We start from the raw sequence: 12907 nt of genomic DNA on the forward strand, positions 1-12907 counted from the left end.
CTTAGGGTTTAAAACCGCTTCTCAGTAACCTGCTTAAGCGTAAGCCGAATATAAAAGCGCCATTGGGCGCTTTTTTATTGATGAAATTTTTCCTTAACAAGGTAAAATCCCACCTAACAGAATTAATACAGAGCATTAAGATGGCAATTCAGTGGTACCCGGGACATATGCACAAGGCACGTAAAGAGATCGAAGAGGTGATGCCTCAGGTCGATCTGGTCATTGAAGTGCTGGATGCAAGGATCCCATACAGTAGTGAAAACCCTATGGTTTCAACTCTTCGTGGTGATAAGCCCTGTATTAAACTACTTAATAAATCGGATTTGGCAGACCCGGTAACAACCCAACGTTGGATAGAGTATCTGGAACGTGAGCAGGGGGTAAAAGCGATGGCAATTACCACCCTGCAGTCGGCGCAAGTAAAAAAAATTCCCGATCTATGCCGTAAGTTCGTTCCCAGTCGTGACAAGATTGAAAAAGATATCCGCACCATGATCATGGGGATCCCCAACGTAGGTAAATCAACGATTATCAACACCTTGGCAGGAAGAACCATAGCCAAGACGGGTAATGAACCCGCTGTGACCAAGGTCCAGCAACGTATCAACCTGAGAAACGGTATAGTGCTTTCTGACACACCCGGGATCCTGTGGCCAAAAGTCGACAATGAGAAGAGCAGCTACCGCCTCGCAATCACAGGTGCCATTAAAGACACCGCGATGGAGTATGAAGATGTAGCCATGTTCGCCGCAGAGTATTTCCTGCAGGCGTACCCCGAAGCGATTGCCGAACGTTACAAACTAAAAGAGCTGCCCGATACCGATATCGAGCTACTCGAAGCCATAGGCCGCAAGAGAGGCGCGCTGCGTCCAGGTGGCCGTATCGATCTTCACAAAGTCTCCGAGCTTGTGTTACACGAGTTTCGTTCGGGAAAGATTGGCCAACTGACACTGGAAACCCCCGAGATGGCCGATATCGAAAAGGCTGAGGTCGCTAAGTTACTGGCCGAGAAGGAAGCCGAGAAAAAGGCCAAGCAGGAAGCCGAGAAATTAAAGCGTGCCGGTAAACGCCACAAATAAGGCTATAGAGTAAAGTAACAACTAAGCCTCCCTATTACATAGGCGAGGCTTTTTTATTGCTCGTTATCTGCTCAATTAAATTGTCACAGCTCTGTTCAATCAGATCCAAGACCAGCTCAAAGCCATTACCGCTACCATAGTAGGGATCCGGCACCTCCGATACCGATGAACGACCCACAGACTTGTCACCTGAGAAAGACAGGATCAACTTAAGCTTGTCCCGATGCTCTTCGGGTGAACGCTCCCGAAGATCTTGAAGATTTTGAAGGTCGGCGGCTAAAATAAGGTCGAATCTGGCAAAGTCATCGTGTACCACCTGTCGCGCCGTTATTCCTTCAAAGCTAAAGCCTCGCTTCTCCCCGGCCGCTACCGACCTCGGGTCCGGCGACTTGCCCTGATGATAAGCGATAGTTCCGGCCGAATCGATATCAAGATTCAATCCCCTCATTTCAGCCTTGGCACGAAAAACGGCCTCTGCAGTGGGTGACCTGCATATGTTACCCATACATACAAAGAGGACGGAGGTTATCTGTTTCATTTACGTTTGCCTGTAGGAATCATTACTCCTTGAATCTTACCCTAAGAAAGCTGGCAAACCTAGGCGTCCCTTTTTGAGTCAGCCCAGAGTAACGATAGGTGACGATAGCGCCGACCCGTGGCGGCTCGCGTCTCTCCCTGTCAGTGAAACCGGTTCCTAGCTTAAAGCGAACTCCGTCAGGTGTTTCCACAACTAAGGCACCTAACATCCCTTTGTACTTCCCCTGCCCCTCCTGATGAGCCACAACTCTGGCCTCGGCATCATACATAGGCTTAAGTTTAATCACATCTGTGTTTCTGCCACTCAGGTAAAGCGATGCATGGTGATGTAACATCAGCCCCTCACCACCTTGCTCGATAACTTGATTGAACCAGTGATCAAGCGCTTTGACGTTATCGAATCGTTTCTGCTCTATGACAGTCAGATAGCGGGACGCCTCTGATAACTCCTTTTTGGCTATCTTGTACCGCTCGGAGAACTTCTGGCTGTGGGATGGCAGGTCGAAGACCATAAACCTAACTCCCCGCCAGAGTTCCGGGTCAGGATCTTTTCTTCTTATCAGGGATGAGATCTGCTCAAACCTTCCCCTGCCCATCCATAGCTCACCATCGAGGGCATAGTCAGGAAAACCTTGGGTAAACCATCGGGGCGCCGAAAGCTGCCTTCCGGAACGCGTAAAGAGGTGAGTGCCATCCCAATAGCCTCTCACTCCATCAAGTTTTTCACTGACCAGATACTCACCGATAGGCGCCTGTGCCCGCTGCTCCACCGCCAGCTGTATGTCGCTGACACCGGCATAAGCGGTAGCGATGTAAAGGTAGATGATGGCCCAGATCCGGGCCAATCGACATGTCTGGATACAAAACATAGGGACGCTCCTTCGTATAATGGTTTAAGCTGCTTCCTTCAGCTTCCGGGCGGTAAAGTATTTTGTGATACAGAACCTGCCACTGTTGACAGTGTAGAGTATGATGCCAATAACGACCACTGGCCGTAACACCGACATAGAAAAGCTCAGGTACACTGCAGCCAGCCAGTGCAGATATCACAGGCAGCTCACATTTGTTATAGATATACAATTGGTATGAAAATTTCGCGATGATATACTCTCGCCCAACCGATTCGCACAGTGAACACATCTGTCGAAAATAGAACTTATGAGGTGTTATGAAACCTGAAAATAACCACGGATTAAAGCGCATATTCAGAGCCACAGGTTTCTCAATGCAGGGACTAAGACTGGCATGGAGTCATGAAGCCGCATTCAGACAGGAGCTGATGTTAGCCGCAATCATGCTTCCTATAGCCCTTGTTGTGGACATCAGCACAGTCGAACGTCTTTTTCTGATTCTGACACTCTTTATTGTGCTCATCACAGAGCTATTAAATTCGGCAATAGAGGCCGTTGTCGACAGGATTGGTGATGAGATCCACCCACTGAGTGGTCAGGCGAAAGATGTCGCTTCCGCCGCAGTTTTTATGAGCCTGGCCCTGTGCGGCATCACGTGGACAATTATACTCGCGAGCCGATACCTCTGATCTTAACCGGGGTCACCTTTGGGTGACTCCAGCTTTACCTGCCTTCCAGCCAATAAGCTACACCACCTACAAAACCGCAATAAAGATGCATTACTTTTGACATTTTTTGATACAAGTCATTCACAAAATGAAACAAGATGCTAGTATAAGTCCCATATAACGGTTCGTTTATACCGAATCAATGACTTAAATATAATAATAAGAAAAGTGATGGAGCCGCCTTCAATGGTAAAAAAGTTCGGCATCTCGGTTTTGGCCATGATAGCAGCCAGCCCCTGTTTCGCGACAGAGGAGAGTGAACTGATCAGCAGTACTGGCGCTATGACTGATGGCAAGACTGTGATTAGAGTCGGAGGTTTTTACTCCAATTCCAACTCTACAATGGATGTTACAGATCCAGTCTTAGGCGAAGATTTCAAGATTGATTTCGAACAGGATCTGAATCTGGAAGAGTCTCAGTTCCTCCCTTTCTTCGAGATATTTCATCACTTCAACGATAAACACTTAATCTTTATAGATTGGAAACAGCTACATAGAAGCGCCGAGGTTCAGAGCCTCTCTAAGCCTTTTCAGGTCGATCTCGATGACAAGATTTTCGATGTTAAAGTTGGCAGCCAACTCAAGACCACGCTCAACATCGATATTGCCCGAATCGGGTATGGCTATAATTTTTACCAGGGTAATAACTTCAATTTAGGCGTGTCCCTGGGTCTTCACGCCATGTTTGTTAAAACAGGGTTCGAGGGCACGGTCGGTGCCTGTGTCGAAGGCGAGAATATTGATGGCTGTGAAATCGCTCCGATCCCCAATGTTGTGGATGAAAAGATCACCGCGCCGCTTCCCGACATAGGGCTATATGGCACCTATGAATTCTCACCAGGATTTAGTTTCAAGGCGCACGCACAGTATTTTCAGATAAAACTCGACGACTTGGATGGCCGTTTGATAGATGTAAGAGCCGGAATTGAAGCCGAGATCTCCAAGAACTGGCATATGACAGCCGCATTCAACTATTATGAGGTCGATGTCGACTACGAACAAAAATCGAACTTCGAAGGGGTAAATATTGCCAATTACAACCTCTCATATAGCTTTATCGGGCCTATGCTCTCTGTGAGTTACCATTTCTGAATTCTTTAACCCCAGACACTAACCACAGCTACTCACTATAGGCACTACTCACGCACGCGCCCTATACAAACGGGCGAAATAACCGCGATCGGTGCTGGCACACTCTCTCATTCGAAGTATATTCCAATAAGTATTATCAAACTTAGAGGAAGTCACTAAAAAATCTAGCACACTCCTCCACGCAACCCATTGATATTTACTAAAAAGATGATTACTCACAAACCAATTTAAAAGCGACTTGGATTATCATGCCCTTACGAAGTCCGGCACTTGGATTCTTTCTTCTCCAACAACTACATTAGGTATTACCAATCGATAAAAGTAGTCAATTGAGGAAAAAAGATGAACAAACTAACCCATTGGCGTCACCTTGGCCTGTTTACAATAATTTTAAGCCTGTTAACCGGGTCAGCTAACGGCGCAACAGATTCATTTTTCGATGTTTTCTTTGATATCGAAGTGGCCGAATCTACCTCTCCAACCGACTTGCGGGGAGTAGCGACAATAATGAAGGGGGAGCGGGACACTGTTACCGTCCCGATTGAAATCATAGCGATGGATTTAACATCATCGGCACTTCCTCCCGCCAGCGATGGCAGTGCGGGAAAGCGATATAACGGTATAGTCAAATATCATTTATCAAATATCGGATCGTCGGGACAAGATGGCGTGAGGCTTGTGGAGGTAGATATCGTCTGTGATCCCGCCTGTATGGTGGTTGACACCCGAGCCAAGGGAAAAAAGAGGTATAAACGTCATATGCCCGACCACGATTAGGCTTCCTGCTTAAACTGGACAGCCTTGCCTGTTTCCGCCAAAGGCTGTCCGATTAACCATAGAATTGATAACAGACGAGGATTGCGGCCAGAATACCTGCCAGGTCTGCCGTTAAGCCACAAGCCAGAGCATGACGACCATTACGGATCCCGACCGCACCAAAATATACTGCCAGAACATAAAAGGTTGTTTCCGTGCTGCCCTGAAAAATCGCGGCTAAGCGCCCGGCAAATGAGTCGACACCATGGTGCTCCATGGTTTCTAACATCATGGCTCTGGCACCTGAGCCACTGAATGGCTTCATTATCCCGGTCGGCAAGGCGTCGACGAATCGTGTGTCTCCCCCCAGCACAGAAACCATGACTGAAATCAGATTCAAGAGATAATCTAATGCCCCGGATGCCCTGAGCATGGCGATCGCCAGTAACATAGCAAGCAGATAGGGGATTAGTTTAATCGACTGTGAAAATCCCTCTTTAGCACCGTTAATAAACTCATCATAAACAGCAACCTTTCTAGCGCCTGCAACAAGAATAAAACTAAACACCAGAAGCAGGAGTACACCGTTGCCCATAGCGGTCGACAGCGTGCCTATAGCCGACGTGGTCAATGTGCCTAAATAGAAAACCAGCGCCATTATTGAGCCAAATATTAACGCCCCATAGCCTAAGATAACGCTATTTAACAAAGATAAACGCTGGAACATCGCGACCACCAATACCCCCGCAATCGTCGAAGCTGACGTGGCCAGCAAAATCGGCAAAAAGATATCGGCCGGTGCTGCGGCCCCCTGTTGAGCACGATACAAAAAAACCGTAACGGGCACTAAGGTCACCGAAGAGGTATTGAGAACCAGGAACAGGATCTGCGCATTGGTAGCGACACTTTTTTGCGGATTCAGTGTCTGAAGATCCTGCATCGCCTTAAGCCCGAGCGGCGTCGCGGCATTATCTAACCCAAGAATGTTAGCCGTCAGATTCATAGTGACACTGCCATAAGCCGGATGCCCCTTCGGCACCTCGGGCATTAACCGGGACAGGAGCGGCTCAAAAATCCTGGCAAAGAAACCAACCACACCGGCTTTCTCACCGACTCGCATCAACCCCATCCATAAAGAGAGCACACCGATAAGGCCCAGCGCGATTTCCGCGGCCAGTTTAGCGCTGTCAAACAGTGCACTCACCGACGCGGACAGCACATCGAGCTGCCCATTGAAGAGTTGGACACCGATAGCCAGCATGGCGGTCATAAAGAAAAAAAACCAAATCCGATTTAGCACACCATTTCCTTTTAATTAAACTGAGCCTGTATCAACCGATAAAACCTAATCCCGGCTCCACACAGTGAATAAAGCCTGAGCCACTGATAACCACAAGGTTCCAGCTAAAGAGCCAGTGCCATAATGCTATGGTATAATCGCGCCAAAAGACACACCGTCATATAACTGTCAGAGTCCTATGGTTCAACTAAATCAAGATTTTATCAAGAGCATTGCTAAAGATATGCCTGCTCACCTCTCAATGGATGATTTTATCAGCTACAGCAGCAAACCCTTGAGGCCCTCTATCAGAATAAACACCCTGAAAATTTCGTCTGAAGAGTTCATCTCCCTGATGGCGCCAAAGGGGTGGACGCTTGAGCCCATCCCCTGGTGTGAGAACGGCTTCTGGATCTCCCTCGACAACGAAGTGCAGTTGGGTAACACGGTTGAGCACCTTCAAGGCCTGTTCTATATCCAGGAAGCAAGCTCCATGCTCCCCCCCGTAGCGCTCAGCTCATCATTGCTGGATGGCAGCGAGCTCTCCATACTGGATATGGCATCGGCTCCCGGCTCTAAGACCACCCAAATTGCCGCGATGATGAACAACAAGGGCCTGCTGGTTGCCAACGAATATTCATCGAGTCGTGTAAAAGTTCTTCATGCCAACCTGGTCAGAATGGGAGTCAGTAACACGGCCCTTACCCATTTCGACGCCCGAGTCTTCGGTGAGTACCTGTTTGAGCAATTCGATACCATTTTACTCGATGCCCCCTGCAGTGGCGAAGGCACCATCCGCAAAGACCCTTTAGCATTGAATAATTGGGGATTGGAGGAGAGTATCGCCATCGCCGATACCCAGAAAGCCCTGATCGAATCGGCCTTTTTGGCTTTAAAACCCGGTGGCAGCCTGGTCTACTCGACCTGTGCGCTGAGCAGGCTAGAAAACCAGGATGTCTGCAACCACCTGAAAGAGAAGTTTCCACAGGCTGTAGAGTTTGAATCTCTCGCCAATCTGTTCCCCGGAGCGGATAAAGCCTGTACAGATGAAGGATTCCTTCATGTATGGCCACAAATTTACGACAGTGAAGGTTTTTTCATCGCGAAGATAACAAAGAGCCGTGAAGTTGACAGACAAAAGCCTCAACCCAGAAAACAGAAAAACTTTCCATTTACCCCGATCACCTCGAAAGTTGAAGTCGAACTTCGCCACTACTTCAAACAAACCTTCGATATTGAGCTTCCCATTGATGGACTCATCATGGTACGCGACCTTGAGTATTGGCTGTTTCCGGCCGCGATGAAGGAGTTGATAGGAAAGATGAGGTTTCAAAGGATCGGTGTGAAGCTCGCAGATGGACTCAAAAAAGGGTTCAAGGTAAAACATGAAGCAGTTGTCGCACTGGCGGGGAACTCAACTGGCTTTGAACTGAGTCAGACTCAAGCCATACAGTTTCTGATGGGAAGAGATATCCCTCTCGTTGATGGTGGCAAGCCGCAGGGAGAGGTTATCGTGACCTATCATGAATGTGCACTGGGCGTGGCAAAACATCTGGGAGGCCGTCTGAAAAACAACCTTCCGAGGGATTTGGTGCGCGATAGAGTGGCCGATTCAAACGCCACCACAGCCGACTGAAACATTTAGTTACAAAGCGGGGTTAAAAAACCTGCATATTCCCGATAGGAGTTTTCACTCTCGACTACACTAATAGCCAGAGAGTTATTTCCCGCGAGGAACTCAACAGTAGCGCACGGCTCTTTAGTTAGAGCCATTCCCCTGGACCCAGAACAATTGGAATAGTTTTGGGTCTTTTTTTGTCTGTTTTTCGAGCTTGCTCTTCAATAGCAACCGGAATGACTAGCGTCCAACCAGCTTGGCGGCATCACTAAACAGGTTAAAGAAGTTGTCTGTGGTGTATTGAGCCAACTCCTCAAAACTCTCACCGCGTAGTTGAGCAATGAACTCAGCAACATCTCTGACGAAAGCAGGCTGGTTCTCTTTTCCGCGATGAGGAACAGGAGCAAGATATGGCGCGTCGGTTTCAACCAACAACCTGTCTTTAGGCACTTTTCTGATAACGGTTCTCAAATCACCGGCATTTTTGAACGTTGCTATACCCGATACCGAGATATAGAAACCTAAATCTATAGCAGCCTTAGCCATCTCCCAGTTCTCGGTGAAACAGTGCAACACCCCACCCACTTTATCTCCATGGCCATTTTTTAAAAAGTTAAGGGTATCTTCACGGGCATCTCGGGTATGGATGATCAGAGGCTTATTCACCTGAACGGCCAACTCTATCTGCTGCTCGAAACAACTTTGTTGCAACGCCTTGGTTTCGTTGGCATAAAAATAGTCCAGTCCGGTTTCGCCTATCGCTACCACTTTTGGATCTTTAATGTACTCATTAAGTCCGGTGATATTTAATCCCTCCTGAACATCCAGGGGGTGAACACCGGCCGATAGAAATACCTGATCGAACTCAGCCATCTTATCGCGCATAGACTCAAAGCCATTTTGGCGGACATTGACACATAGAAAGTAATCAACTCCTCTGGCTTTAGCCTCATTGAGGATCTGTTGAAGGCTTTGATGATCGGGGGCCGCTTTTAAACGGTCAAGATGACAGTGAGAATCGATGAGCACGGGAGTTTCCAGCAATTAATGTGTAAAAAGAAGAACTATTCACGCTTTTCCGGCTTAGCTGTTAAGGGCTACATTTAGCCTGATATTGACAGCTCTTCCTGATGTCATGATAAATCGGACAATATAGTGACTAGTTACAGAGCAGGGAAGGATACAGACCTACATGGTGCAGGTCAAATCACCTGATGCGAGTTCCCGTGATAACAGGTTTTCAATATGGTGTTTATGGGTATCGGGATCAGTTAAGATTTTAACTCCGATCCCCGCAGGGCGCCCACCGGAAGCCCCTAACGGATTTATCCAGACCACGACCCCCTCAAATTGGTGCTTAGCGGTTGAACCCGGAAGTTGATAGGCGATAGTTAACTCTTGCCCTAGGAAGTGACTCTCGGTAGTCGCGACAAACAGACCTGCCGGTTGAATAAATGGCATGTAAGCACGGTAGAGCTGATGTAGGGTGTCAAAATTAACAACTAAATCTATCATAAACCGATTACTTTTCACTCAACTTATTATATTCTAATATAAATGATTGAAATAAAGCTAAATAATTTACGTTTGGCATAAGCTGCAGGCGGTGGTAAGTATCCATCACCTTCATGCTGAACTCCGTTATTTTCGCTCTCAACAATGCATTCAGATCTGTCTGCTTCACCAGTTTTTGCCTTAAAAGTAAGTACAAAACCTTAAGTGCATCAGAAACTTGCTTTTCATTTATATTAATTAAACTAGCACACAGGTGACCGGAGGACAAACTTTGAGCCCAGTCTTTTCTCAACTGAAGCAGCTCAGAATAGCGTTCGCTCTCTAATGCCCTGGCCAACTCAAGTGGCCCGCCCATCACAGGCAGACACCAGGTTACATCGGATGTGATACCCGAGCTCTTTGACAGCCAGAGCTTGATCTCCTCATGAGTTGGGATCTTAAAATGAATCCGTTGACAACGACTGCTTATGGTCGCCATCAACCTCGAAGGTGTATCCGATTGCAATAGTAGCAATGTATCTTTCCCCGGCTCTTCGAGCGTTTTTAATAGCGCATTCGCCGAGGCCTGATTTAACTTCTCACAATTACTGATAACGGCAACCCGCCTGCCCCCCTGCTGTGAAGTAGACGTTAACTTTTGACAAAGTTCCCTTACCTGATCGACCTTGATTTGATTTCCATCGGCGGTTATATGATAAAAGTCGGGGTGATTATCCGCCTCAAGCAGCTGACAAGCCTTACAGAAACCGCATGCTCCCAGAGATGTCACCGTCTGACACAGAGCCGCCTTAGCTAAAGCTATGCTGAGAAGTTCACCACCGTAACCATTATGCACGCCTATGAGGTAAGCATGACCGATATGTTGTGATTTCAGTTGCTCACTAAAATCACCGATAACAGGGGTCAACCAAGGCAGGTCCATTACCACTCCAGCGACTGTAATAGTGCAAGAATATCTTTATGCACTTCGGCCATGGTTTGACCGGCATCGATCACAGCGATGGAATCATCTTTCGCAGCAATCGAGAGAAAGGTGCCACGGGCACGCTCAAAAAAATCCAGCTTCTGCTTCTCTATCCTGTCCAGTTCTCCACGACTCGCGGCGCGGCTCAACCCCAACTCCGGGTCGATATCCAGATAGATAGTCAAATCCGGCTTGAACTCCCCCAATGTGGCCTGGCTTACAACTTCAACCAACTCCATCAAGCCACGCCCTCCGCCCTGGTAGGCAAGCGACGAAAGGTTGTGCCTGTCACCGAGTACCCATTCACCACGATTTAGCGCAGGTTTAATCACATTAGCGATTAACTGGGCTCTTGCCGCATAGAGAAGCAGACACTCAGCCTCATCGCAGAGAGGATCAGATTCATCGGCAATTTTTACGAGATCTCTCATACGCTCGGCCAGTGGTGTGCCACCGGGTTCGCGGGTACACACCGGCGCCATGCCTGTATGCTTCTCAATAAAATCCCGAACCAGGGATATCGCGCTGGACTTTCCGGCACCTTCCAACCCCTCGATCACAATAAATTTGCTGCTCTTTTCGCTGTTCATCGATTTCTCTGATACTTGTTTACGGCACGATTGTGCTCGACTAATGTTCTTGAAAATACGTGGCTGCCATCATTTTTTGAGACAAAATAGAGGTAATTCACATCTGCCGGCTTAGCTGCTGCAAGCAGTGATGCGCCACTTGGTGCCGCTATCGGTGTAGGTGTTAACCCATTAATCCTATAGGTATTAAATGGAGTCATCTCCCTGAGATCCTTACGGGTAATGTTACCTTGATACCTATCACCCATACCATAAATAACTGTCGGGTCGGTTTGTAAACGCATCCCCTTATTGAGACGATTAATAAATACCGCTGAGATCCAGGGACGCTCGCTGGCCTTACCTGTCTCTTTTTCAATTATCGATGCCATGATCAGCAGCTCGTAGGGTGAGTTAAGCGGAAGATCGTCCGCCCTTTGCGCCCAGGCCGCGGCTAACTCTTGCTGCATCTTCTGATAGCTTTGGGTGACGATCACCCGAATATCATCTCCAGCGACATAGTGATAGGTATCGGGATAGAATTTACCTTCGGGCAGACCGGACTCATCTCCCTGTTCCAACAACACCCGATTAAACACATCATCTACAAACTGGATCTGTGGCAGCGCTTTCAATACGGCTGACCACTCCTTAATACTCTGCCCTTCGATAAGGGTCACACTAAAGACTTTCTCTTTTCCCTGAACCAGCTTTTCAAGCAGTTCAGCCACACTCTCACCCGGCTCGATAACATAGAATCCAGAGCGGATCTTAGCGAGTTCGGGTTTAAGCCGCGCTAATACCTTAAGTTTCCATCCATGAGCAACTAACTCCCGCTGCTCCAGAGTCGTCACGAGTTGTGAAAAGGAGGTACCACGTTTAACCTCAAGATCCTGCGGCTGAGTTGCGTTTAGCTCAGACTGGCCAAACTCGATAATATGTTTATAGCCCCAAAAGCCAAACCCACCGGCAAGTGTAAGCAGAGTAAGTGCTGTCGCGGTAAATGCTATAACTAATTTTTTCATAGATTAAGGTTTAAAGAGTGCCTGATTGAATCTGTAAAGGGGGCCCGCTCAAACTTGATCTCATCGATCCGATTGATATCGACGATGCCAAACAGGCTGTTAGTAATAAAAGCATGCCTGCAGCGGCTCAATTGGCTATATGTTACCTCACCGACATGCAGATCAAACCCCAGCTCAATGAGCGCGTAGATAACCTGCTCTCTCATCATGCCTGCCACACCGGCCATCGAGATGTCCGGTGTGAAAACACAGTGTTCACCGACCAGAAACAGGTTAGCCATGGATGACTCGATAACAGTGTGCTTTCTGTCCATCACCAACCAATCATCGAAACCTACGGGCAGTTGCTTCGACTTTATTAATACCTGTTCGAGACGATTAAGGTGTTTTATTCCGGCGAGCAGAGGTTGCCCGGCAAGCATTACCTCACTGGTTTTTAACGATATCCCCTCAGTTTGCCATCGGCCGTAGTGGCCGGGTATGGTAGACAGGGAGAGAACTTCGGTAACCGAAGCCTGCTCAGGCGCAGTGTAGCCGCGCCCGCCCACGCCACGTGTCAGTATCAACTTCAAGCAGCCATCAACATGGGTAGTGGCCAGTTGTTTAATAAGGGTAATAAGTGCATCACCGGCACACCAGTCTAGTCCTAATCGTCTGGCACCCTGGGTAAGCCTCTGCAGGTGGGCGGTTAGAAACTGAAGCTCACCGCCACTGAAACGCATGGTCGCAAACAGCCCATCACCGTAGGCCAGCCCACGATCCAGCGGACTTACCTGACTCGCCAGCTCTCCATCGACCCAGACCTGATTCATCCCAATACAGCCCTGTTTTTGACGAAAACAATAGCCACTCGCTTACTCCCTTTTAAACCCATACCCGCCAAAGCCCCTAGCT

The 12907-nt window shown here is 48.0% G+C and carries 14 protein-coding genes; 5 read left to right on the forward strand and 9 right to left on the reverse strand.

Annotation, left to right across the window (positions count from 1 at the left end):
- Positions 1 to 140 precede the first annotated feature (140 nt).
- Positions 141 to 1079: a ribosome biogenesis GTPase YlqF gene (gene ylqF, locus Q1B47_RS04385; protein WP_299789204.1), complete on the forward strand. Its 939-nt coding sequence runs from the start codon at positions 141 to 143 to the stop codon at positions 1077 to 1079.
- Positions 1080 to 1113: 34 nt separating this feature from the next.
- Here ylqF and Q1B47_RS04390 read toward each other — a convergent pair whose 3' ends face one another.
- Together Q1B47_RS04390 and Q1B47_RS04395 are read right to left on the reverse strand one after the other, a co-directional pair.
- Positions 1114 to 1617 (reverse strand): low molecular weight protein-tyrosine-phosphatase, encoded by a 504-nt coding sequence (locus Q1B47_RS04390; RefSeq protein ID WP_299789207.1) that lies wholly within the window; start codon positions 1615 to 1617, stop codon positions 1114 to 1116.
- A gap of 22 nt (positions 1618 to 1639) precedes the next feature.
- Entirely contained in the window at positions 1640 to 2485 is an 846-nt protein-coding gene (locus Q1B47_RS04395; protein ID WP_299789210.1) for a DNA ligase, read from the reverse strand.
- A gap of 299 nt (positions 2486 to 2784) precedes the next feature.
- On the opposite strand from Q1B47_RS04395, the gene Q1B47_RS04400 reads away from it, so the two are divergent.
- From Q1B47_RS04400 to Q1B47_RS04410, 3 genes are all read left to right on the forward strand, one after another.
- Positions 2785 to 3156, forward strand: a complete 372-nt coding sequence (locus tag Q1B47_RS04400; RefSeq protein WP_299789213.1) for a diacylglycerol kinase — start codon at positions 2785 to 2787, stop codon at positions 3154 to 3156.
- A gap of 225 nt (positions 3157 to 3381) precedes the next feature.
- A complete protein-coding gene (locus tag Q1B47_RS04405; protein ID WP_299789216.1) occupies positions 3382 to 4287 on the forward strand; it encodes a hypothetical protein in 906 nt (301 codons plus the stop codon).
- 342 nt (positions 4288 to 4629) lie between these two features.
- A complete protein-coding gene (locus tag Q1B47_RS04410) occupies positions 4630 to 5064 on the forward strand; it encodes a hypothetical protein (protein WP_299789219.1) in 435 nt (144 codons plus the stop codon).
- A 52-nt stretch (positions 5065 to 5116) separates the two neighbouring features.
- Here Q1B47_RS04410 and Q1B47_RS04415 read toward each other — a convergent pair whose 3' ends face one another.
- A complete protein-coding gene (locus Q1B47_RS04415; protein WP_299789222.1) occupies positions 5117 to 6343 on the reverse strand; it encodes a spore maturation protein in 1227 nt (408 codons plus the stop codon).
- A gap of 178 nt (positions 6344 to 6521) precedes the next feature.
- Here Q1B47_RS04415 and rsmF point away from each other — a divergent pair, with 178 nt between their 5' ends.
- Positions 6522 to 7958, forward strand: coding sequence for a 16S rRNA (cytosine(1407)-C(5))-methyltransferase RsmF (gene rsmF / locus Q1B47_RS04420; protein ID WP_299789225.1), 1437 nt, complete (start codon positions 6522 to 6524; stop codon positions 7956 to 7958).
- Positions 7959 to 8180: 222 nt separating this feature from the next.
- Here rsmF and Q1B47_RS04425 read toward each other — a convergent pair whose 3' ends face one another.
- The 6 genes from Q1B47_RS04425 to pabC all read right to left on the reverse strand — a co-directional run bounded on the left by Q1B47_RS04425 (position 8181) and on the right by pabC (position 12825).
- A complete protein-coding gene (locus Q1B47_RS04425) occupies positions 8181 to 8969 on the reverse strand; it encodes a YchF/TatD family DNA exonuclease (protein ID WP_299789228.1) in 789 nt (262 codons plus the stop codon).
- Between the two features lie 159 nt (positions 8970 to 9128).
- Positions 9129 to 9455: a PilZ domain-containing protein gene (locus Q1B47_RS04430; RefSeq protein ID WP_299789231.1), complete on the reverse strand. Its 327-nt coding sequence runs from the start codon at positions 9453 to 9455 to the stop codon at positions 9129 to 9131.
- A gap of 7 nt (positions 9456 to 9462) precedes the next feature.
- Positions 9463 to 10377 (reverse strand): DNA polymerase III subunit delta', encoded by a 915-nt coding sequence (holB, locus tag Q1B47_RS04435; protein WP_299789234.1) that lies wholly within the window; start codon positions 10375 to 10377, stop codon positions 9463 to 9465.
- The gene (tmk, locus tag Q1B47_RS04440; RefSeq protein WP_299789238.1) at positions 10377 to 11009 is read right to left on the reverse strand and encodes a dTMP kinase; all 633 of its coding nucleotides are present in this window, start codon (positions 11007 to 11009) and stop codon (positions 10377 to 10379) included. Before tmk ends, holB begins: the two co-directional genes overlap by 1 nt.
- The gene (mltG, locus tag Q1B47_RS04445) at positions 11006 to 12013 is read right to left on the reverse strand and encodes an endolytic transglycosylase MltG (RefSeq protein WP_299789241.1); all 1008 of its coding nucleotides are present in this window, start codon (positions 12011 to 12013) and stop codon (positions 11006 to 11008) included. The genes tmk and mltG overlap by 4 nt, the downstream gene beginning before the upstream one ends.
- A complete protein-coding gene (gene pabC / locus Q1B47_RS04450; protein WP_299789244.1) occupies positions 12010 to 12825 on the reverse strand; it encodes an aminodeoxychorismate lyase in 816 nt (271 codons plus the stop codon). Before pabC ends, mltG begins: the two co-directional genes overlap by 4 nt.
- Positions 12826 to 12907 lie beyond the last annotated feature (82 nt).

Origin of the sequence: uncultured Shewanella sp. (genome assembly GCF_947501225.1) — a bacterium.
Taxonomy (GTDB): Bacteria; Pseudomonadota; Gammaproteobacteria; order Enterobacterales; family Shewanellaceae; genus Shewanella.

What these genes read in the sequence shown, in the direction of transcription:
- ylqF (WP_299789204.1), top strand. Translation starts at nt 141, where the DNA reads ATGGCAATTCAGTGGTACCCGGGACATATGCACAAGGCACGTAAAGAG.
- Q1B47_RS04390 (WP_299789207.1), bottom strand. Translation starts at nt 1,617, where the DNA reads ATGAAACAGATAACCTCCGTCCTCTTTGTATGTATGGGTAACATATGC.
- Q1B47_RS04395 (WP_299789210.1), bottom strand. Translation starts at nt 2,485, where the DNA reads ATGTTTTGTATCCAGACATGTCGATTGGCCCGGATCTGGGCCATCATC.
- Q1B47_RS04400 (WP_299789213.1), top strand. Translation starts at nt 2,785, where the DNA reads ATGAAACCTGAAAATAACCACGGATTAAAGCGCATATTCAGAGCCACA.
- Q1B47_RS04405 (WP_299789216.1), top strand. Translation starts at nt 3,382, where the DNA reads ATGGTAAAAAAGTTCGGCATCTCGGTTTTGGCCATGATAGCAGCCAGC.
- Q1B47_RS04410 (WP_299789219.1), top strand. Translation starts at nt 4,630, where the DNA reads ATGAACAAACTAACCCATTGGCGTCACCTTGGCCTGTTTACAATAATT.
- rsmF (WP_299789225.1), top strand. Translation starts at nt 6,522, where the DNA reads ATGGTTCAACTAAATCAAGATTTTATCAAGAGCATTGCTAAAGATATG.
- Q1B47_RS04430 (WP_299789231.1), bottom strand. Translation starts at nt 9,455, where the DNA reads ATGATAGATTTAGTTGTTAATTTTGACACCCTACATCAGCTCTACCGT.
- holB (WP_299789234.1), bottom strand. Translation starts at nt 10,377, where the DNA reads ATGGACCTGCCTTGGTTGACCCCTGTTATCGGTGATTTTAGTGAGCAA.
- tmk (WP_299789238.1), bottom strand. Translation starts at nt 11,009, where the DNA reads ATGAACAGCGAAAAGAGCAGCAAATTTATTGTGATCGAGGGGTTGGAA.
- mltG (WP_299789241.1), bottom strand. Translation starts at nt 12,013, where the DNA reads ATGAAAAAATTAGTTATAGCATTTACCGCGACAGCACTTACTCTGCTT.
- pabC (WP_299789244.1), bottom strand. Translation starts at nt 12,825, where the DNA reads ATGAATCAGGTCTGGGTCGATGGAGAGCTGGCGAGTCAGGTAAGTCCG.